This window comes from Mycobacterium sp. NGS11 (genome assembly GCF_059813315.1).
The window spans coordinates 49,153-68,718 of the sequence record NZ_JCALEJ010000004.1 but is presented as its reverse complement, the minus strand read 5'-3'; the positions used below and the strand labels follow the sequence as shown (position 1 = coordinate 68,718).

Below are 19,566 nucleotides of genomic sequence, written 5' to 3'. Positions count from 1 at the left end.
ACTAGACTGAATCGCGCCACTCAACCCCGAGTTGGTCTGCGAGCGTGCGTGCTCCCTCGTTTGCCTTGCGTACTTCGTCTGCGAACGGGGAAGACGGATGTGGCGTGTAGAGCCAGACGAGTTCTTGAATCTCATTTGCGGACAAGGCTTTCACTAGCCGAACTGTAGGCATTTCGCTGTCAGTCGGCTTGACTTCACGGACCACGCCTCCTCGAACCCGGTTGTACTGCCGAAAATTTCGGTAACAGTTGCCCGAAATCATGTCCGTTCCATGGATACGTAGCGCCGTAACTAGACTGTGGCCGAGTGTCCAAGATACTTGTGTAATCCCGAACGGCTTCCCACCTGGCGGTCCCAACAACACCGGCCCGATTCCGCACATCGCGTGCCGGTGTTCGGGTACCGCGGTGTGGCCGATGTACACGTGCCATTCCGGTATGTCCTCACCGGCGAAAATCTTTGGTGGATCAGCAGAGTCGACGATAAACAGGTTGTCATACGCTTCGCGGAGCAATGCAATTTTGATTGCCCAGCGCCGAAACTCTTTCGGATCGCACCGATTGTCATCGTTGTTAGGGTCAAGTGCCCACCGCTCTACCACGGAATCAAGCTGGTTCATCCACCGGTTATTGCAGTCGTCGCACACTCGCCGCAGTGTCACGGAGAAGAGGTCCTCCGACTTCGAGGTGATCTTAGAGTTGTCGGGTCCGTACGTGATGTATTTGCGGTCGACACCCGGCAAGTTCGTTAGGTGCTCGTTGGTCTCGATTTTGTCTCGCCACGACGCCCGGAAGATGTGTTCGCGGGTCATGAGCGCAGTTTTGCCGCAGTACATGCACTGTTCGGGTGTGCGCTTCTTTCCCACGAAAAGAATTCTATTCGGGGTGGGACCGTTCAAGACGGTCGGCGCTATGTCGCCTCCCGATTCGTCGGAGATTGCCGAATACGTTCGGCGGCAGCGCCACCGTCGACCGCCCAGCGGCGCACGCGGCTCGGCTCCCGGACTTCGGCTGGACACGGCGCGGATCAACTGGTCGTGGCCCGTGATCGGCGACGCCCGCCCTGTGTGTTTGCTGGCCCGCTGTCAGGATGGCCCCGGCCCGCAGTCCGGCCCGCAGTAAATCATCGCGGAGTTTGAGCCGACTTTCGGCAACCGTCAGTCCCAACGCTGTGACCTGCGACGATGGTGCACAGCCAAGAGCTTGAATCAACAAACGCGCAGGTGGGCGGTTTTCGACTCGTTCGCATCGACTAGGTCAGGGGTTCGATTCCCCTTAGCTCCACAGAGTTTGAGCAGTTCACAGGGCTGGCCGGGAAGTGTTGCCTTCGGCCTGGCATTCACAACGGTGGTCGTGACCATCGGAATGCGGAGGTTCGCCGTATGGGTGGCTTGCCTGGTTTCCGTGCGGATTGTTATGGTCGCTGTGAAAGTGTGGCCCGGTGCTGGCGTCGTAGTTTCTCATCGCTGAGTCGAATCGGGATGCCGAGGGATTACTTCCGTCTCTGCATCAGCCGCGCCACTGTCTTATATCGAGTTCTCGGCGAGCAGGCCGGCCAAGCGTCTACAGGGGGCGTTGGCGGCTCCTAGCGGCAACAATCCGGGTCGAGCACCACGCACAGTGCCGCCAGGGACTCGCGACGCGGACGGTGATAGACATTCATGCCCCGTCGTTCGGACTCCACGATCCCGGCCCGGCGTAGCTGGGCTAAATGATGGCTGACAGTCGATTCACTGAGCCCGACCGATGCCGCCAGGTCGCTACTGCACATCTCGCCGGCCTTGGCGCAGAACAGGAATGAGACCAGCTTGACCCGTGCCGGGTCGGCCAGCGCCTTGAGGCGCAGCGCAATGTCCAACGCCGCATGGTCGTCCACCGGACCAGCCGCCACCGGAGAGCAGCACACTGGAGCGGACATATCCACCACCGGCAACGTCTTCGGCATGCAAAACATCCTGCCATACCTTCTTGACATATATCAAAGAGGTGGCAGTATCGGGAATACTACAAGTTCGACATAAGCCACAGAGGTAGAAATCAGCCATGTCACGGACTCAAGTTGCGCTCAATGTCAACGACCTCGACGAGGCGATTACCTTTTACTCGAAGCTGTTCAACACAACGCCCACCAAAGTCAAACAGGGCTACGCCAACTTCGCGGTGGCAGAGCCGCCGTTAAAGCTGGTCCTCATCGAAAACCCCGGCCATGCCGGAACTCTCAACCACCTTGGCGTGGAAGTGGAGTCCAGCGACGCCGTTCACGCTGAGATCGCCCGTCTGGCCGGCGAGGGCGTGTTCACTGAGGAAGAGATGGGGACAACATGCTGCTTTGCCACACAAGACAAGGTTTGGGTGACTGGACCCGCCGGGGAAAAGTGGGAGGTGTACACGGTGTTGGCCGATGCGGAATCCTTTGGCCCGGAGCCGCAGAACGCCGCTAACGGCGGTCTGTGTTGTGGAACCGGCAGCGATGACGCGGTGGGCGCACGGTCGTGACCCAAACTGTGCAGCATCCCGAACATACGGCGGTCGTCAAACAACTTTCGGTGCTCGACCGTTTTCTGCCGGTCTGGATCGGCATCGCTATGGCGACGGGACTGCTTCTAGGTTGGTTCGTACCGAGCTTCAATGCAGCCCTCAATCACGTTCAGGTAGACGGGATTTCGTTGCCTATCGCACTGGGCTTGCTGGTCATGATGTATCCGGTCCTGGCCAAGGTCCGCTACAACCGCCTCGACACGGTGACCGCCGACCGCAGGCTTCTACTCAGTTCGCTGCTGTTGAACTGGGTACTTGGCCCGGCGTTAATGTTCGCTTTGGCGTGGCTCTTACTACCCGATCTGCCCGAGTATCGGACGGGGCTCATCATCGTCGGCCTGGCCCGATGCATCGCGATGGTCATGATCTGGAACGACCTCGCATGCGGCGACCGCGAAGCCGCAGCGGTACTTGTGGCCCTGAATTCGATCTTCCAAGTCGTCATGTTCGCCGCGCTCGGTTGGTTTTATCTGTCAGTGCTACCCGGCTGGCTCGGCCTGCCCCAGACCACCATCACCACATCGCCCTGCCAGATCGCCAAGTCGGTACTGATCTTCTTAGGCATCCCGCTGATTGCTGGGTATCTGTCGCGACGCTTTGGCGAAAGGGCTAGGGGTCGAAGCTGGTACGAGACCACGGCGCTGCCCAAGATCGGCCCTTGGGCGCTCTACGGGCTGCTGTTCACCATCGTGATCCTCTTCGCGCTACAAGGTGACCAGATCATCAGCCGCCCAATCGATGTGGCTCGCATCGCCCTACCTCTGCTGGCCTACTTCGCCATCATGTGGGTCGGCGGGTACGCCCTGGGCACGATGCTTGGCCTGGGCTACCAACGCACTACCACGCTGGCATTTACCGCCGCTGGCAACAACTTTGAGCTAGCCATCGCCGTCGCCATCGCTACCTATGGGGCCACCTCGGGCCAAGCACTCGCCGGTGTCGTCGGCCCACTTATCGAGGTGCCCGTCCTCGTCGGTCTGGTCTACGTCTCACTGGCCTTGCGGCGCCGATACACCGATGGTGACCCGCGACTGTCGGTCACATTAGGTCAAGTCATCCGAGGACTGGCAGCTCCGGCAAACCTGCCGTGCTTTTCCTATGCACGCACAACGCGGGGCGCTCCCAGATGACCATGGGTTTCTTCAAGCATTTCGTCGGTGACTAGGTAACCGTCTACTCGGGCGGGTCGCAACCAGCCAGCGACGTAAACCCGGTAGCCATCGCTGCCATGGCAGAAAAGGGCATCGACATCGCCGCCGAGCAGCCCAAGCGATGGACCACAGACATGCTCGAAGCCGTCGATGTCGTCGTGACCATGGGATGCGGCGACACCTGCCCGATCCTGCCCGGACGACGCTACGAAGACTGGACGCTACCCGACCCCGCCGGCCAACCCCTTGAAGCAGTACGACCGATCCGCGACGAGATAGAACGTCGCGTGGCTGCGCTATTGGCCCAGCTAGCCGTATCTCAAGAGGGTGGGAGGTAACCCCCTTTGGACCAGAACCGCCCGCAGTTGCACAAGGTTATTGCGTTGTATCCCACTTGGGATGACGCAGAAGCCGCGGTGCACGCCGCCGCTGATCCTGGCGAATGACGGCAAGCGACTCGACCGGATTCTCCTCTGGTGGCGGTTCGCGCCTTCCCGGGAGGTCCCGTGCAGGTGACGGTACTGGGATATCGGGCGCCGACGGCGTAGTCGTCGCGGGGGTTGCCCGCAGCGCGAGTGCAGTTGAGGTACAACGGATTTGATGATCGACGATCCATTTGGCGGCGCACGCGGCGTACGTCATCACGCGTTGTTCTATCGTTCTGAACAGCACTACATCGATTCGACCGCACCCTACATCGTCGACGGCTTGGCGAACGATGAGCCGGTTTTGGTTGCTGTGCCGAAATACAACTTGGATGTGTTGCACGACGCACTGGGCACCGACGCCGCCGGGGTGACGCTGGTCGATATGGCCGAGGTGGGCCGCAACCCGGGGCGCATGATCGGGCTGTTCGGCAATTTCGTCGCAAAGTATCCGGGTCGACGGGTGCGCCTGGTCGGCGAATGTGTCTGGGCGGGGCGCAGTCAGCTTGAGTATCCCGCCTGTGTGCGGCTTGAAGCCCTGTGCAATCTTGCGTTCGACGGTTACGAGGTGACCGGCCTATGCCCGTACAACGCCGGCCGGCTCGACGCCCAAACACTTGCCGACGCCCGCGCTACCCACCCCCTGCTGTTGCAGGACGGGGCGTCGGTGGACAGCGACGACTACGCGCCCAAAGAGGCGCTGGCTCGCTACAATCGGCCGCTGCCCACCAACCCTGCGGCACGGACCTACACGGTCGAACGCCTCGCCGATCTGAACCTCGCGCGATCGTTTGCTGTCAGCTACGCTACGTGGCTCGGCTTGCCCAGCAGGCGGATCAGCGACTTGCTGCTGATCACCACCGAACTGGCCACCAACAGCCTGCAACACACCAGCAGCGCCTGCCGCCTGGCGTTGTGGCAGCACGGCCGCCATCTCGTCTGCGAGGCCAGCGATACCGGCCGGTTCGACGATCCCCTCGGCGGCCACCGTCAGCCGACCGCGCAGCGCGGCCGAGGCCTGTTGCTGGTGAATGCGGTCGCCGACCTCGTACGGACGCATACCACCGCGATCGGCACGACGATTCAAGCCTATTTGGCCATCGCCGCTTAGCGGCGTCGCGGCCGGTGCGGCATGACTGCCGGTGGGAAGTCAGGCCGGCGGCATCAAGACGGTGTCGATCATGTAGACCGTCGCGTTGGCGGTAGGCACCCCGCCGCACACCACACCGGCGTTGTTGACGCTCAGGGTGTTGGCCTGGCCGGTGACGTTCAGATCTGCGCCCTGCAGGGTCTTGTGGCTGCCGATGATCTTGGCCGGACTCATCTGACCTTGGACGACGTGGTAGGTCAGGATGCTGGTCAGCATCGAGGAGTTCGTCTTGAGTTCGTCGATCGTCGAGGCCGGCAACTTGGCGAACGCGTCATCGGTCGGTGCGAAAACCGTGTACTGGCCGTTGTTCAGGGTGTCCACCAAGTTCACCTGTGGGTTGAGCTGTCCGGAGACCGCGGCGGTCAACGTGGTGAGCATCGGGTTGTGGGAAGCTGCGACCGCGACGGGGTCTTGCGACATCCCCTGCACGGAGGCGGGTCCGGCGGGATGTGCGTTCGCATAGTCTGCGCATCCGGGTCCGACTAAGTCAGCCGCCGTTGCCATCGGTGCGGTGGCAACGGCAAATCCAACGATGGTCGCCGCTGTCAGGCCTGCGGCCGTCAATGGCGATTTGGACATCTTCATCGTGTTTGCTCCTTGATTCTGGTCGACAGCCATGCGCCGTGTTCGCAGTGGCATCGGTGATTCGGAGCCGCGGCGGGTTCGGATTGGTCAGGGGATTGACGAGCGTCGATCAGCCGTACGTGAAGGAGAACGCCTGGAGTCCCTTGGTGAGGCGCACCTGCAGCGTCGCGGTTTGGGTGTGGTCGTCCGCCACCAGCAGGTGCGATGTCGGCGGGCCGGCGATGGCTATGGCTTTGGACTGTCCGCCTCGGGTCACGGTGATGGTGCCCGTCCCGCCGGCGACGAGATAGACGTTTTTGGCGTGGTAGTTGAGTTCGATGCTGGACTCGTCGCTGTTGGCTGTTGCGCCTTGGTAATCCAGCGACCATGGGCCGCGCAAGGCGAAGCTGTCGGCGGGAAGATGCGGTGGGTAGTCGAATACCATTGCGCCCTCGTCATATTGGCCGGTGCCGCGATAGTTGACCACCTTGCCGACGCCGAAGTACGTCTCGGGGGTGGTGTTTTGCCGCGGGGGGTTGTCCTGTGCGGTGTCTCGCGGGGGCGGAAGCTTGACTCCTGGGTCGGCGTCGACGATCAACTGCCGGATGAGCTTCTCGGTGTTGCTGTAGCCACCTTCACCGAACTTGATGTGTCGCACCGAACCGGTGGCGTCGATCAGATATTCCGCCGGCCAGTAGCGATTGCGGTAGTTGGTCCACGTCGCATAGCCGTTGTCGAGCGCGATGGGGTAGGTGATGCCGAGGTCTGCCGCGCCCTTGGCGACGTTGGCGGGCTCCTTCTCGAACGCGTACTCGGGGGTATGCACTCCAATGACTTCGAGATTGTCGTGGTAGGCCTTGAACCAGTTGACGACGTGGGGGATGGCGCGCTGGCAGTTGATGCACGAATAGGCCCAGAAATCGATCAGCACAACCTTGCCGCGCAAGGCTTTTAAGTCGATCGGTCGATTACCGGGTGTGTTGAGCCAGCCGACGATGCCCTTGAGACTGGGGGCGGGCCCGCAACTTTCGAGCTGCGCGCCGCCGTCGGTGCAGTGTGACAGCTGCGCGTTCTCGTCGTTCACGATCCCGCCCAAGTTCAGCTTCTCTTCTATTCGGTGATCGCTTGCGATTCTGTCCTGTAACGGACTCGTGTAGTCGGGAATGGCCTGTTGCAGCAGAGCGGGCAAATTGAAGACCAGCGCCACCGCGAGCAGGATCGTCACGATCCCCGCAGCGATGCGAAGCTGGCGTTGGCGGCGCCGGAACGCGCTCACCCGTTGTGCCACTTGCTGACCTGCCAGCGCGAACAACAACAAGGGGAGTCCCGCGCCGAGCGCGAAAGCGCATGTCAGCACGATCGTGGCGGTGCCGATCTTCGCTGTTGCGCCGGCCACGATGATCGCGGCCAATACCGGACCGGCGCAGGGCACGTAGAGTACGCCCAGCGCCAGGCCGAGCGCGAATCCGTTGCCGTAGTTACGCGTTTGCTTTTGGGGAAGGCGCGCGAAGGGCTTCTCGAGAAGCTGCTCGAACCGCGGAAAGATCAGGCCGAGCCCGATCGCGACCAGGGCGACCAGCGCGGCCCATCGGACGGCGTCTTGCGGCAAGTGCAGCAGGGACAGCATCGCCGATCCGACGAGCGTGACGGCGCTGAAGCTCAGCACGAGGCCGCCGATCACCCAGTAGGGCCGGAACCGTTGTGCGAGAGCCGTTTTCGTCATGACTGACGTGCCGGAATCTTCGGGCGCATGTTGTCGTTGGCTGGGGGAGCCTTGGTCGGCGCCGGAGAAGAATATGACCGGTAACACCGGCAAGATGCACGGCGAGACGCCGGTGATCAAGCCTCCGAGGAAGCCGACCAACGCAAGAGTAACCATGACCGATATTCGTTACCGGAGCGTTCGCGGATGGCCTGACGCGTCGAGTCGACGGCAGACCAAAGGCAGCCGGGCTGTGCCCGGCTGCCTTTGGTTGGTGGGCGTGCGGACTCAGTGGCTGGGCGGCATCAGCACCGTGTCGATCATGTACACCGTCGCGTTTGCGGTGTGCACCCCTCCGCACACCAACCCCGCGTCGTTGACCTTCAGATCGTTGCCCTGGCCGGTCACGCCCAGGCTGGCGCCTTGCAGCGTCGCATGGGTGCCGTCGATCTTGCTGGGACTCGTCTGCCCTTGAACCACGTGATACGTCAGGATGCTTTTCAGCATCGCCGCGTCGGTCTTGAGCTTATCGATGGTTCCCGCCGGCAGTTTGTCGAAAGCGGCGTTGGTCGGCGCGAAGACCGTGTACTGGCCGTTGTTGAGCGTGTCGACGAGATTGACCTGCGGGTTCAGTTTGCCCGACAACGCCGACGTCAGCGTCGTGAGCATTGGATTGTTCGAGGCGGCCGTGGCGACAGGATCCTGTGCCATGCCCGCGACCGATCCGGGGCCGGTCGGATTCTGCTTGGCGTAGTCCCCGCAGCCCGCGCCTACCAGATCGGCCGCCGGATCGGCGGTCACGGACGTCGTCACGGACGCGGCCATGCTGCCGGCCGTGCTGCTGGCCGTGGTCGTCCCAGACGCCGAGTTGTTCGATGAACATGCCGATAAGCCGGCTACCAGCGCCGCCGCCGCCATGCCAGAGGCAGCGACTGATCTTGCCCGAGCGTTCCTCATTGCGTTCGGCTCCTTCGTGGTGGGCGGCCCAGCGCCGCCATCGTTGGTCGGTCATGAGTCATTCGGAAACGTCGCCGTCGCGGATGGGTCCGAGCCGCGCAAGTCTGCATCCGGATGCCGTTCGGCGCCGAATACCGGGTATGCGATCCGCCGTAACCAGACCGATGACGCGCTCCAGCCTCACGACATGGTCTGGGGACGCGACCGGCAGTGCTGCGCCGAATTCGGCACGCAGGATGGCGCCACGGCCCCGGCACGCGCAGCGTCGGACGCGAAAGCCGATACGCTATCGCGCCATGGGCAGTTCGGCGCGCACCGGCGGCGACCTCGACGCGTTGCTGCGCCGTGTCGCCGAGCACGACGTCGACGCGTTTACGCAGCTCTACGACCGGACCCGCGCACGGGTGTTCGGATTGATCTTCAAGATCCTGCGTGATGCCAACTACAGCGAGGAAACGACCCAAGAGCTCTATCTGCAGATCTGGCGCAACGCCGGCGACTATGACCCAGCCGCCGGAAGCGCGCTGGCATGGATGCTGATGCTGGCGCATCGGCGCGCCATCGATCGGGTCCGATCCGAGCAGGCCGCCATGGAGCGCGAATCGCGTTACGGTGCCAGCCATGTCGAGCGCCCCAGCGACGTGGTGGCGGACACGGCGCTCGCCCGCGAAGAGCGTGATCGCGTACTCGGTTGCCTCCACGCGCTGACTGCGACGCAGCGCGAGTGCATCGAGCTGGCCTACTATCGAGGCCTGACCTACGTCCAGGTCGCGGAGCAGCTCACGCAGAACCCCTCGACCGTCAAATCTCGGATGCGCGACGCGTTGCGAGCCTTACGTCGTTGTTTGGAAATCCCATGACCGATCCAATGGACACCCCGCTGCTCGAACTGGCGAGCGCCTACGCCCTGGACGCTGTCTCGGACAGCGAACGCGAGGACATCGAACGACGTGTGGCCGCAGCCCCCTCATCTGAAGCCGAAGAGTTCTACGCAGAGGTGCGGGCGGTGTGGGAGGCGATGGCGGCGCTCTCCGATACGACTCGGCTGGAACCCTCGCCGGCGCTGCGAGCCAAGATACTCAACGAAGTTGCCCTGCCGGCCAGTCCACGTAGGACCTACTGGCGTGCAGCGGTTTTGGCGGCGGCAGCCGCTATCATCGCCGCGGTGGTCGCAACGGGCATCACCGTGGCGCTGCGCCCGGCGCCGCCGTCATCGACGACTGAACACGTGTTGGCCGCGCCGGACCTTCGCACCGCCACCGCCCAACTTCCCGGCGGCGGCACCGTGACCATGCTGTCATCCCAACACAGCAACGCGGCCGTCATCGTCATGAACAACGTGCCCCCGCCCCACTCGGGCAGCGTCTACGAGATGTGGCTTATAGATCCCAAGGGGCCCCGCCCCGCAGGAACCATGGACACCGACACCGTCAAGCCATCGACCACCGCGGTGATTGGGGACCTCGGACACAGCACGGTATTCGCGCTCACCAAGGAACCCGGCCGAGGGTCGAGCCAACCCACCACCTCGCCATTGCTCACGCTGCCGTTGACTTGAACAACGCCGTCCATGCCCATCTGCGTCGAGGCGAACGTCCTAATCGCGTCCCCCAATCGAGAGCCCTTGCCGTATCCCCCGACGGATCTGTCGTTCTAGGGATGAGCTGTCTGCGGGGGCGGTTTCGCTGCAGCTGCAGCTGAGGCCCCCGAAGGGACTCGGGTCGCCGCTCGGACTTGGGTCGGCGCCGGCAGGCGCCCGCGCCGAAGTCAAGAACGCTAAGACTAGGCCGGCGCATGCCAGCGCTTTTGTGGTGAAGGGCAACGGTTTTCGTGTCCCGATCGGGGCCCGAGGCTCAGGTGGCTTGGGGCTGGCCATGGCGATTTCCTTTGGAGTCGAACGTGATGACTGATTCGGTGCCTTACCCGGCCACCGGCGAATGCGGAATGAGCGATACGCGCATGCCGACGCGTTGAACCGCGCCCTCCGATTCGCGACCGACCATGCCGCCCAGCGGCACTTTGGAGACAGCGGTGCCGGGTGCGGGTGCGGCGGCCCATCCACCCGGCATGGCGCCGCCGTTGAGGGCATGCAGCGGGGTGACCGATGAAACCGTTGCCGCCCAACTCGGTGGCACGGATAGGGTGCTCAGCGAACTGGCCTGGCCCACGCTCGCCGAGGCCCCCTCGCCCAGCCCCGCCAGCGGGCCGAGGTTTCCCAGGCCCGCCGCGCCTCCCATGCTCGCTATCCCGGCACGGCCCTCGGCTCCTAAAATGGAACCGGCGCCCGCTTCATCCAGTGCCAATCCCTGGTAGTCCAGTCCCAGTCCCTGGTAATCCAGATCCAGGCCGTAGAGGTCTATGCCGATGCCGCCGCCGTCGGCGATGAGGCCGGCGCCGTCGGCACCATAGCCGGCCACCTCGGAGGCCAGGCCGGCCGCGGCTCCGTCCGCTGCGGGTGCGGCAGCGAGCGCCGAGGCCAGTCCCGAGGCCGCGCCCGCTCCGGTGCTCGCGCTCTTCGCCGCCCCCTTGCCCGAGGCGCCGGTCAAACTCGACAGTGAACTGAATGGCGCGGACGCTCCCGACGCCCCCAGTGACGCTCCGGTGCCCATCGCCGCCTGTGACAATCCGGCGCTCGAGGAAGAGCCGGGGGTGGAGAGTCCTTGCAGAGTTTGGGGCACCGAGGAGAGCCATTGCGTCGTAGTGTTGCTGCCCGCGTGGGCGGCTGCGTGGGTGACGGCACCGATGTGACCGGTGAGGCCGGCCGGATTGGCCGTCTGCGGCGGCGCGAGCACCGGCGAAAGTCTCGATGCCGCGGCGGAATTGGTGGCGTAGCCGTACATCGCGGTGGCGTCCTGGGCCCACATCTCGCTGTACTCGGCCTCGGTCGCCATGATGGCCGGGGTGTTCTGCCCGAAGATGTTGGTCTGAATCAACGCCAGAAGGCGAACGCGATTGGCCGCGACCAGAGGGGGCGGCACCGTCATCGCATAGGCGGTTTCGAAGGCTGCTGCGGCGGCCGTCGCCTGTGCGGCCGCCTGGCCACATTGTTCGGCGGTCCCAGTCATCCAGGCTATGAAGGGCATCACGGCAGCCGTCATCGACATCGACGCCGGCCCCAGCCAGGGCTCGTCGGTGAGGCTCGCGATCACCCTCTGGTAGCTGCTGGCGGCCTCCGCCAGTTCGGCCGCCAGCGACTCCCAGCTGGTGGCGGCGGCCAGTAAGGTCGCGGGTCCGGGCCCTGCGTACATTCGACCGGAGTTGATCTCTGGTGGTAGCGCCCCAAAGTCCATGTCTATCCCTGTTTCTTGGTTGAGTCTTTTAACCGATGTGGCGGTGGGCGGCGTCGAATTGAAGCCGGCGACGTAGGCCACAACGGTTGGTCGGCAAAGCAAGTGGTGAGTAATGTGCGTGTCTCAGCAACGCGCGACGGCGTCATTCAGCCAGATCCGGAAGACGGCATCGATCGCCGCGGACACGAATGAGCTGCAGCTAGTACCGGCTAGCGCTAACCTGCCGCAATGGCGTTGTGGCGCAGACTAGCGGCCGTGCTCAATCAGCAACGGGCGACGCAGAATTGAATCAAAAGATTGGGTACGGCGGAACGGGGCACCGGCGCTCGTGCGGGCTGGTCCGCCCGCTGCCCAGACCAGGTCGCGCCAACCGACGGCGGGGTCGCAGAATCGGACCATCGTGGCGTGGAAAGCGCCAAAGTTGTTGCCCGATCACGCTTTACGCCAGCGCTTCTGAACGCTTTGTCATCGTTGACGGTCGATCCGACGCCAAGCCGACGGACTGGCGTCACGGCGCCGGCTGACGGCATCGGGTTGGATTCCGGACTGGCCAACGGGGCCGCCGCGGACGACTGCGATGCGATGGCCGCCACCTGGGCGTGCACCGCCCCGCAACCAAAAACGGTGGCGACGAGAGCCAGCGCGGCAACGATGGCCAACGCAGATCGTCGTCGTAACCATCGTGACGGCATGCTCAATCCGAAACTCACAGTGCCACACAGGCTACCAGTTATGCGTCGACCGCCGCCGAGCCGCACCGCGGCACGAAGCCGAGAAGATCTGCGCTTCAACCGGCTTCACAGCGGGCGAACACAGGGTTTGAATCGCCGCCGGCACCGGGCCGCGGACGTAGGTCCGCAGCCCAATGCCGCGATTGCCTAAGCGCTAGCGATCAGAAGCTAGTGGGAATTGGCCGCGCGCCCCCAAGCTCGATTGCTATGCAGCCCGACGACCCCAGCATCACACCGGTCAGCACCGTGACCAGCGCGGCCGCTTTCAGCATCCTCTTCTTGCTTGCGCTCATCGGTTCGCCTTTCTCCTGGTAGAGACAGCCGTGGCAGAAACTGCCGCCGGTGAGCCGATGTTATCGCTGTCTTTTGACGTGTGTGTAATATTGCGCAAACCGCAAAGGGTTTGCTGTCGGCCGACATATGCCCCGATAGAACCCGCCGCCGAATCCGCTAGGGGACCGTGGCGGCCTCGATGCCCCTCTGCCTCCACAGGAGGACTTGCTCTAAGTTCTTGTGGTATCTCGCGGCGCTGCGGCCGCGAGCCTCAGGGGGAGCTGCCGATGGTGAGAGCGACGGGATCCCAGCCGTCTTCCGACCGAGGAGAACGCGTTCTGATGGCCAGTCGGCGATTGGGGCGCGCGCGTCGGAGGCGACGCGCTCGCCAGACGAGCCCGTCGCCGTTCGCGCCGGAATGGACGCCGCCCCCGGCGTCGTACGGGGTGGGCGTCCGTCACAACGTCGCGGTGCCGATGACCGACGGTGTCGAGTTGCGGGCGGACATCCATTACCCCACGGTGCCCGAGACCGGACAGCCCGCGGCGGGTCCGTTTCCCGTGTTGTTGTCGATCACGCCGTATGGCAAGAAGGCGCCACCGCCGGCCGCCCAGATCGGCGGCGGCGCGGCCCCCTACCTGATCAAGCGCGGCTACATCGAGGTGATGGTCGACGTTCGCGGGACCGGATCCTCGGGCGGTTCGTTCGAGATGTGCGGCGAGCGGCAGACGCAGGACGGCGTGGAATTGGTGCAGTGGGCGTCGACGCTGCCCAATGCCAATGGCCGAGTCGGCATGGTCGGGCTGTCCTACCTTGCGATCAACCAGCTGTTCACCGCGGCCGCGGTCGGCCCGGAGTCGCCGCTGAAAGCGATCTTCCCGGTAATGGCGGCGCGGGATTTCTATCGCGACGCCGCCACGATGGGCGGTGTGCCGCACCTGCACGCGGTTCGCGGATACGGCTCCGTCTACACGCTGCTCAACGTGGTCAACCCGACCCTGGAGTGGCTCGCGCGCGGCGGTCACGCGCGACCGCGCTCGGGCGGCTTCGCCGCGGTTCGGCAGCGCGGACGCGACCAGCGGCGCTATTTCCGACCCCTGATCGCTGAGGTCGTCGCCGGGGGTGAAACCGCTTTTGACGGCCCGTTTTGGGACGCGATGAGTCCGGGGCTGGTCCTATCCAAGGTCGCGGCCAACGGAGTTGCGACCTTCCTCGTCGGCGGGTGGCACGACGCGTTCCAACGCGGGGCGCCGCTGAACTACGCCGCCCTGCAGAACGCGGCCGCGGGCCGGCCGCAGGACGCACCGATGGAACCCGGCCAGCCGGTATCGGATCGGATCCGACTGATGATGGGCCCCTGGTATCACGTGTCCAACCATGGCGGACTGCACCTCAACGCGCTGCAGTTGCGTTGGTTCAACCGCTGGCTCAAGGACGACGCCGACGCGGCCATCTGCGGAAAGCCGTTGGCTTTTCAGGCGATTGGAAGCTCGCAGTGGTATCGCGCCGACAACTATCCCCTCGCCGAGGCGACGCCCACCCGTTTCTATCTATCCGACGCGGGCCGCCTGAGCCCGGACGCGTCGCCGGAAGGCACCGCGGCGCCAATCACCTACGTGGCGCGCGGACCCCTGTCCGGTCGCAGCCTGGAGCAGTGGTCGCTGGGTTTGAACAGCTTCATGTTCTCCCAACGGGGCCGCAGCATCAGGTACGACCAGGACAACCGCCGCCTGCAGCGCGGCGCATTGACCTACACCACCGAGCCGTTCGGCGAGGCGAAGCTGGTGGCCGGGCCGATCGCGCTGACCATCCACGCGACGGCCACCACCACCGAGACACTGTGGGTCGCCCACCTCGACGACGTCGCCCCCGACGGGGCCAGCCGCCCGCTGACGCAGGGCGCGCTACTGGGGTCGCACCGAAAGCTGGACCCCGACCGCACTTGGTACCTGCCAGACGGCACCGTGCTGCGGCCGCAGCACCTCAGCACCCGATCGGCCGCCGAGCCCGTCGTGCCGGGGGAGGTGACCCGCTACGACGTGGAGATCTTCCCGACGGCGGCGTTGATCGCCGCCGGCCATCGACTGTGCCTGACGATCACCACCTATGACTTTCCGCATCTGGTGCCCAGCAAGCCGGCCCGCCGGGCGTTGGCCGGGGGGCGCTACCAATTGCATCAGGGCGGGCCTACGCCGTCGCACATTCTGATCTCGTTGGCAGACCCGGACGCCGTGAGCTGACGGGCCTTGTCTTCGACGGCATCCGCGCCTTCCGTTGCGTAGGTGCAGACCAACGCGGGTACTGATCCTTCGAACCCGATGACGGAGAGGATTCGATGGCGGACCGCGATCGTGACTACGCCGATGAGCTGCTGCAAGAACTGTTGTTGACTTACGGGCCGTGCGGGCAGGAGGACGAGGTACGCGCGGTTATCGCCCGCGAACTGCAACCCGTCGTCGACGACATGTGGACTGATGACGCCGGCAACCTGATCGGCTACGTCGCCGCCAACCCGTCGGCCGGCGATGCCGGGGCGCCCAACCACCGCCACCGCACGGAGTCCATCCCCGGCACCGCCACACGGGTCATGGCGCACATGGACGAGCTGTCCATGATCGTCAAACGGGTGGAATCCGATGGCACACTGCACCTGACGCAGCTGGGCACCATGTACCCGGGCAACTTCGGACTGGGTCCGGTCGCCGTGCTGGGTGACAACGAAACCCTCACCGCCGTACTGACTCTCGGCTCCGAGCACACCACCCAGGAAAGCTCGCGAATCTGGGAGACCAAACCCGACCAGGGTGACCGCGCGCTGGATTGGGATCACGTCTACGTGTTCACCGGCCGCAGCAGCGACGAGCTGACCGCCGCGGGGGTGCACGCCGGAACCCGGGTGTGCGTCGACCGCAGCAAGAGAGCCGTTGTCGAGATCGGAGACTTCGTCGGCGCCTACTTCCTCGACGACCGCGCCGCGGTGACCGCCCTGCTGCACGCCGCACGCCAACTGCGCGAGCGTGGGCAACGCCCCGCCGACGACGTGTACCTGGTGTTCACCACCAACGAGGAGGTCGGCGGGGTGGGAGGCACCTACGCCAGCGCCACCCTGCCCGGCGACCTCACCGTGGCGCTGGAGGTCGGCCCCACCGAACGCGAATACAGCACCAGCGTCACCGGCGGCCCTATCATCGGGTACAGCGACGCCCTGTGCGTCTACGACAAAGAAGTCGCCGACCGGCTGCTCAAAATCGCCACCGACCGCGAGCTGTCGCCGCAGGCGGCCGCGCTGGGTGCGTTCGAATCCGACGCTTCGCACTCAAAGGCGAACGGGCTGACCGCGCGCGCCGGCCTGCTGTGCCTGCCCACGCTGAGCACCCACGGCTATGAGGTGATCGCTCGCCGCGCGATCGACGACGTGGCCGCGATCGTCGTCGATTTCGTGCTGCAGCCGAGTCAGAAGAGCGCCTGAGGCTTGCCGAATGCTCCACGCGGCAACGCCCCGCGCGTCTGCCTTCCGGCGGGCCGCCCGATCGCACCAGTGACCCGCGCATGCTTGCCCGAGCCGCGACCGTGCTCATAACCTGGCAACATCCGACCGTATCCGGGGGGTCGGCCCGGCGCGGCAGACGACGGCGAGCAGGCGGGCAGGTCATGGCATCACCGCGACGCGCAGAGCGGTGCCGCGATGCCGCGGGCGGCGGTCCGTAGCGGTGGCCGGGCTCACCGGCGCGCGGGTGGACGAGCTGGCGACGATGGACATCTTCACGGGATGTCCCGCCGAAGACCTGGCGCCGTTGGCGGGCCGCCTGCAACCGCTGCGCGCCCCGGCCGGCCAGGTGCTGATGCGGCAGGGAGAGCAGGCGGTCTCGTTTCTGCTGATCTCGTCGGGCACCGCCGAGATCAAACACGTCGGTGACGACGGCGTAACGATCGTCGAGCATGCCTCCCCGGGCATGATTGTCGGCGAGATCGCCCTGCTGCGTGACATTCCCCGGACCGCGACGGTGACCACCGCCGAACCGTTGACCGGCTGGATCGGTGACACCAGGGCGTTCGCCAGCATGGTGCACATCCCCGGCATCACGCCGCGGCTGCTGCGCACCGTGCGTCAGCGGCTCGCCGCGTTCATCACGCCGATCCCGATTCGCGTGCGCGACGGCACGCTCCTGTTGCTGCGGCCGGTGCTCCCCGGCGACAGCGAGCGCACCGTGCACGGACACGTTTACTTCTCCAGCGACACGCTCTATCGGCGGTTCATGACCCCGCGACTTCCGACTCCCGCTTTGATGCATTACCTATCGGAGGTCGACTACGTCGATCACTTCGTGTGGGTGGTCACCGACGGCAGCGACCCGGTGGCCGACGCGCGTTTCGTGCGCGACGAGAGTGACCCGACCGTCGCCGAGATCGCCTTCACCGTCGCCGATGCCTATCAGGGCCGTGGCATCGGCACCTTCTTGATGAGCGCGCTGTCCATCGCCGCCGAGGTCGACGGCGTCGAAAGGTTCTCCGCGCGAATGCTTTCCGACAACGGGCCGATGCGCGCGATCATGGACCGCCACGGAGCCGTCTGGCAGCGCGAAGACGTCGGCGTCATCACCACCGTGATCGACGTGCCGGCCCCCCGCCACCTGCGGCGTGAGGAGGCCGAGCAGATCAAGCGTGTCGCCCGGCAGGTCATCGCGGCGGTTGGCTGAGACCCGCGCTGGCGCGGGGGAGACGGTTTGGCGATGTCCTGTGCTATCAACTCCTCATGCGGCCGTTCTGGATCGGTCCGGCGCTAATCGGGGTGCTCACGTCGGCGATCGCGGCGTGCGGTCACTCACCGGCACGCGCTCCGGCGGCCGGTCCCACGAAATCCGTTCCGGCGAGCGTCGTTACCGTCAACCCCGCGAACATCAAACGGGTCGTTCGCGACCTGCCGCACGGCTATGAGGTGAACACCGCAATCCCCAGTGCCGCCTCACCCCGGGTGATGTGGAGCCTCGGGGACGGCCTGCAGGCCAAGCCGGCAGTGTGCGGGACGCTGGCCGACCCGGGGAACGGGCGCGACCAGTCGGCGCAGGGCGTCTCGGGATCGGGCAGCGGCGGCATCGTCGACGCCGTGGTGGTGGCTTTGCCGGGACCGGTCGATCTGCCCGAGGACCTGGTTACCACGTGTGCGCAGTGGTCGGAGACCGCCGGGCAGACCGTGGCCCACGTGCACCTCACCGACGCCCCGCACGTCGATGGTGTGGACACCGTCGGAATGGTGGCCGACGTCAAGTCATCCGTCGAGTCGGGTATCGAAATAGATTCGCGCATCTACACATTCACCGCGTACCTGGGCAACTACTACGCATTTACCACGCTCACCACCGATCCGGGCTCGGCGCTGCCGATGCTGCCGCCGCAATTCGCCGCGGATCTGCTCGCCAAAACGGTGTCCACGTTGCGCAGTTGAGCTCTTCGCTTGGGTAGATTGGCGACGATGTCCAAGATCTTGCCCGCGGTCGTAGCTGTCTGCGTCCTGGCCGGCTGCTCATCGGCCACTCACCCGGCGAAGGTCGACATCAACAAGGTCGTCGACGTGAAGTCCAGCTTCGGACCCGAGTACAAGGTCAGCGACATCAGCGAACGGGGAATCGATCCCAAGCTGTTGGCCGGTCGCAAACTGCCGGACGGGTTGACGTTCGACCCCGCGAACTGCGCGAAAGTCGCGGCCGGGCCGGACATGCCGGCGGACCTGCAGGGCAACATGTCCGCGGTCACCGCCGAGGGTCGCGGCAATCGGTTCGTGGTGATCGCGCTCGAGACCTCAAAAGCGTTGCCGCTCAACGATCCTGGGAAGGACTGCGCCAAGGTGACCTTCACCGGACCGCAGCTGCGGGGCGGTGTCCAGGTGGTGGAGGTGCCGCAGATCGAGAGCACCCGCACGCTGGGCGTGCATCGCGTCATGCAGGCGCTGACTTCGGGTGGCCCGCGCACCGGCGAGTTGTATGACTATTCGGCCGCATTCGGCGACTACCAGGTGATCGTCATCGCCAACCCGCTGGTGGTCCCCGATCAGCCGGTCGCCCCGGTGGACACCCAGCGGGCGCGCGACCTACTCGTCAAAGCCGTGTCCGCGGTGCGCGCCTGACTGTTTACCGCACGCCGCGCGGGCGGAACTGGATGCTCACCCGGGGGCCGACCGATGCCGTCGTCTTGGGCACGGCGTGTTCCCAGGTGCGTTGGCACGATCCGCCCATCACCAGCAGATCGCCGTGCGCCTGCGGCAGCCGCAGCGACGGCCCGCCGCCGCGGCGGCGCATCGCGAAAGAGCGGGTGGCGCCCAGGCTGACGATCGCCACCATGGTGTCCTCGGAACTGCTGCGGCCGATGGTGTCGCCGTGCCAGGCCACGCTGTCCGAACCGTCGCGGTAGCAACACAACCCGACCGTCGTGAACGGCTCACCGAGCTCCCCGGCGTAGATGTCGTTGAGCCGGCGCCGCAGCCGGGCCAGTTCCGGATGCGGGGGCTCGTCGACGGCAAGGTCGTGAAAGCTCACCAGCCGCGGCACGTCGACGACGCGGTCGTACATCTGGCGGCGCTCCTCGCGCCACGGCACCGTCGACAGCAGGGCGTCCAGCAGGTCATCGGCATCGGTGAGCCAGCCGGCACGGATCTCGATGAACGCGCCGTCGCCGAGTTGTCTGCGCTCGGTGTGCTGGAACAGGGAGCCTTGGACCGCGATCTCCACGGAAGTGAGTTTATCGCACATCCGTTCGATGGCGGGTGGCGCGCGACGGGCGTGTGTGGCGGGA

Annotated in this window: 17 protein-coding genes and 2 pseudogenes; 11 read left to right on the top strand and 8 right to left on the bottom strand. The window is 65.2% G+C overall.

Annotated features, from left to right (window positions below):
- Position 1 precedes the first annotated feature (1 nt).
- Positions 2-865 carry a hypothetical protein gene (locus tag AC5Y4T_RS07105; RefSeq protein WP_499918452.1) on the bottom strand — a complete coding sequence of 288 codons (864 nt, stop codon included), beginning with the start codon at positions 863-865 and terminating at the stop codon, positions 2-4.
- Between the two features lie 719 nt (positions 866-1,584).
- Entirely contained in the window at positions 1,585-1,944 is a 360-nt protein-coding gene (locus tag AC5Y4T_RS07100; RefSeq protein WP_499918451.1) for an Rv2640c family ArsR-like transcriptional regulator, read from the bottom strand.
- Between the two features lie 98 nt (positions 1,945-2,042).
- Between AC5Y4T_RS07100 and AC5Y4T_RS07095 the strand changes: the two genes are divergently transcribed.
- The 4 genes and pseudogenes from AC5Y4T_RS07095 (at position 2,043) to AC5Y4T_RS07080 (ending at position 5,224) form a co-directional block, all read left to right on the top strand.
- The gene (locus AC5Y4T_RS07095; RefSeq protein WP_499918450.1) at positions 2,043-2,495 is read left to right on the top strand and encodes an ArsI/CadI family heavy metal resistance metalloenzyme; all 453 of its coding nucleotides are present in this window, start codon (positions 2,043-2,045) and stop codon (positions 2,493-2,495) included.
- A pseudogene (gene arsB / locus AC5Y4T_RS07090) lies at positions 2,492-3,548 on the top strand (ACR3 family arsenite efflux transporter); the annotation flags it as partial. The gene AC5Y4T_RS07095 and the pseudogene arsB, both read left to right, overlap by 4 nt.
- Before the next feature lie 58 nt (positions 3,549-3,606).
- Positions 3,607-4,026: pseudogene (locus AC5Y4T_RS07085) on the top strand (arsenate reductase ArsC); the annotation flags it as partial.
- Between the two features lie 262 nt (positions 4,027-4,288).
- The gene (locus AC5Y4T_RS07080; protein WP_499918449.1) at positions 4,289-5,224 is read left to right on the top strand and encodes an anti-sigma factor RsbA family regulatory protein; all 936 of its coding nucleotides are present in this window, start codon (positions 4,289-4,291) and stop codon (positions 5,222-5,224) included.
- A 39-nt stretch (positions 5,225-5,263) separates the two neighbouring features.
- Here AC5Y4T_RS07080 and AC5Y4T_RS07075 read toward each other — a convergent pair whose 3' ends face one another.
- From AC5Y4T_RS07075 to AC5Y4T_RS07065, 3 genes are all read right to left on the bottom strand, one after another.
- Positions 5,264-5,842, bottom strand: coding sequence for a fasciclin domain-containing protein (locus tag AC5Y4T_RS07075; RefSeq protein WP_499919004.1), 579 nt, complete (start codon positions 5,840-5,842; stop codon positions 5,264-5,266).
- A 115-nt stretch (positions 5,843-5,957) separates the two neighbouring features.
- Positions 5,958-7,706: a cytochrome c biogenesis protein DipZ gene (locus tag AC5Y4T_RS07070; protein WP_499918448.1), complete on the bottom strand. Its 1,749-nt coding sequence runs from the start codon at positions 7,704-7,706 to the stop codon at positions 5,958-5,960.
- Between the two features lie 111 nt (positions 7,707-7,817).
- Complete coding sequence (locus AC5Y4T_RS07065) at positions 7,818-8,486, bottom strand: fasciclin domain-containing protein (protein ID WP_499918447.1); 669 nt, start codon at positions 8,484-8,486, stop codon at positions 7,818-7,820.
- 296 nt (positions 8,487-8,782) lie between these two features.
- Here AC5Y4T_RS07065 and sigK point away from each other — a divergent pair, with 296 nt between their 5' ends.
- Together sigK and AC5Y4T_RS07055 are read left to right on the top strand one after the other, a co-directional pair.
- Positions 8,783-9,346: an ECF RNA polymerase sigma factor SigK gene (gene sigK, locus AC5Y4T_RS07060; protein ID WP_499918446.1), complete on the top strand. Its 564-nt coding sequence runs from the start codon at positions 8,783-8,785 to the stop codon at positions 9,344-9,346.
- The gene (locus tag AC5Y4T_RS07055; RefSeq protein WP_499918445.1) at positions 9,343-10,044 is read left to right on the top strand and encodes an anti-sigma factor; all 702 of its coding nucleotides are present in this window, start codon (positions 9,343-9,345) and stop codon (positions 10,042-10,044) included. Before sigK ends, AC5Y4T_RS07055 begins: the two co-directional genes overlap by 4 nt.
- Before the next feature lie 361 nt (positions 10,045-10,405).
- Here AC5Y4T_RS07055 and AC5Y4T_RS07050 read toward each other — a convergent pair whose 3' ends face one another.
- Positions 10,406-11,776: a PPE family protein gene (locus AC5Y4T_RS07050; RefSeq protein ID WP_499918444.1), complete on the bottom strand. Its 1,371-nt coding sequence runs from the start codon at positions 11,774-11,776 to the stop codon at positions 10,406-10,408.
- A gap of 892 nt (positions 11,777-12,668) precedes the next feature.
- Positions 12,669-12,800: a hypothetical protein gene (locus tag AC5Y4T_RS07045; RefSeq protein ID WP_499918443.1), complete on the bottom strand. Its 132-nt coding sequence runs from the start codon at positions 12,798-12,800 to the stop codon at positions 12,669-12,671.
- Between the two features lie 426 nt (positions 12,801-13,226).
- Between AC5Y4T_RS07045 and AC5Y4T_RS07040 the strand changes: the two genes are divergently transcribed.
- The 5 genes from AC5Y4T_RS07040 (at position 13,227) to AC5Y4T_RS07020 (ending at position 18,901) form a co-directional block, all read left to right on the top strand.
- The gene (locus AC5Y4T_RS07040; protein ID WP_499919003.1) at positions 13,227-15,020 is read left to right on the top strand and encodes a CocE/NonD family hydrolase; all 1,794 of its coding nucleotides are present in this window, start codon (positions 13,227-13,229) and stop codon (positions 15,018-15,020) included.
- 95 nt (positions 15,021-15,115) lie between these two features.
- Entirely contained in the window at positions 15,116-16,249 is a 1,134-nt protein-coding gene (locus tag AC5Y4T_RS07035; RefSeq protein WP_499918442.1) for a M42 family metallopeptidase, read from the top strand.
- A gap of 283 nt (positions 16,250-16,532) precedes the next feature.
- Positions 16,533-17,477 carry an acetyltransferase Pat gene (gene pat / locus AC5Y4T_RS07030; protein WP_499919001.1) on the top strand — a complete coding sequence of 315 codons (945 nt, stop codon included), beginning with the start codon at positions 16,533-16,535 and terminating at the stop codon, positions 17,475-17,477.
- A gap of 56 nt (positions 17,478-17,533) precedes the next feature.
- Positions 17,534-18,223, top strand: a complete 690-nt coding sequence (locus AC5Y4T_RS07025; protein WP_499918441.1) for a DUF5642 family protein — start codon at positions 17,534-17,536, stop codon at positions 18,221-18,223.
- 27 nt (positions 18,224-18,250) lie between these two features.
- Positions 18,251-18,901 (top strand): DUF5642 family protein, encoded by a 651-nt coding sequence (locus AC5Y4T_RS07020; RefSeq protein ID WP_499918440.1) that lies wholly within the window; start codon positions 18,251-18,253, stop codon positions 18,899-18,901.
- 4 nt (positions 18,902-18,905) lie between these two features.
- On the opposite strand, the gene AC5Y4T_RS07015 is transcribed toward AC5Y4T_RS07020, so the two are convergent.
- Positions 18,906-19,502: an alpha-ketoglutarate-dependent dioxygenase AlkB gene (locus tag AC5Y4T_RS07015; RefSeq protein ID WP_197694692.1), complete on the bottom strand. Its 597-nt coding sequence runs from the start codon at positions 19,500-19,502 to the stop codon at positions 18,906-18,908.
- Positions 19,503-19,566 lie beyond the last annotated feature (64 nt).

What these genes read in the sequence shown, in the direction of transcription:
- AC5Y4T_RS07080 (WP_499918449.1), top strand. Translation starts at nt 4,289, where the DNA reads ATGATCGACGATCCATTTGGCGGCGCACGCGGCGTACGTCATCACGCG.
- AC5Y4T_RS07075 (WP_499919004.1), bottom strand. Translation starts at nt 5,842, where the DNA reads ATGTCCAAATCGCCATTGACGGCCGCAGGCCTGACAGCGGCGACCATC.
- AC5Y4T_RS07055 (WP_499918445.1), top strand. Translation starts at nt 9,343, where the DNA reads ATGACCGATCCAATGGACACCCCGCTGCTCGAACTGGCGAGCGCCTAC.
- AC5Y4T_RS07100 (WP_499918451.1), bottom strand. Translation starts at nt 1,944, where the DNA reads ATGCCGAAGACGTTGCCGGTGGTGGATATGTCCGCTCCAGTGTGCTGC.
- AC5Y4T_RS07035 (WP_499918442.1), top strand. Translation starts at nt 15,116, where the DNA reads ATGGCGGACCGCGATCGTGACTACGCCGATGAGCTGCTGCAAGAACTG.
- pat (WP_499919001.1), top strand. Translation starts at nt 16,533, where the DNA reads ATGGACATCTTCACGGGATGTCCCGCCGAAGACCTGGCGCCGTTGGCG.
- AC5Y4T_RS07020 (WP_499918440.1), top strand. Translation starts at nt 18,251, where the DNA reads ATGTCCAAGATCTTGCCCGCGGTCGTAGCTGTCTGCGTCCTGGCCGGC.
- AC5Y4T_RS07050 (WP_499918444.1), bottom strand. Translation starts at nt 11,776, where the DNA reads ATGGACTTTGGGGCGCTACCACCAGAGATCAACTCCGGTCGAATGTAC.
- AC5Y4T_RS07025 (WP_499918441.1), top strand. Translation starts at nt 17,534, where the DNA reads ATGCGGCCGTTCTGGATCGGTCCGGCGCTAATCGGGGTGCTCACGTCG.
- AC5Y4T_RS07095 (WP_499918450.1), top strand. Translation starts at nt 2,043, where the DNA reads ATGTCACGGACTCAAGTTGCGCTCAATGTCAACGACCTCGACGAGGCG.
- sigK (WP_499918446.1), top strand. Translation starts at nt 8,783, where the DNA reads ATGGGCAGTTCGGCGCGCACCGGCGGCGACCTCGACGCGTTGCTGCGC.
- AC5Y4T_RS07070 (WP_499918448.1), bottom strand. Translation starts at nt 7,706, where the DNA reads ATGGTTACTCTTGCGTTGGTCGGCTTCCTCGGAGGCTTGATCACCGGC.
- AC5Y4T_RS07065 (WP_499918447.1), bottom strand. Translation starts at nt 8,486, where the DNA reads ATGAGGAACGCTCGGGCAAGATCAGTCGCTGCCTCTGGCATGGCGGCG.
- AC5Y4T_RS07045 (WP_499918443.1), bottom strand. Translation starts at nt 12,800, where the DNA reads ATGAGCGCAAGCAAGAAGAGGATGCTGAAAGCGGCCGCGCTGGTCACG.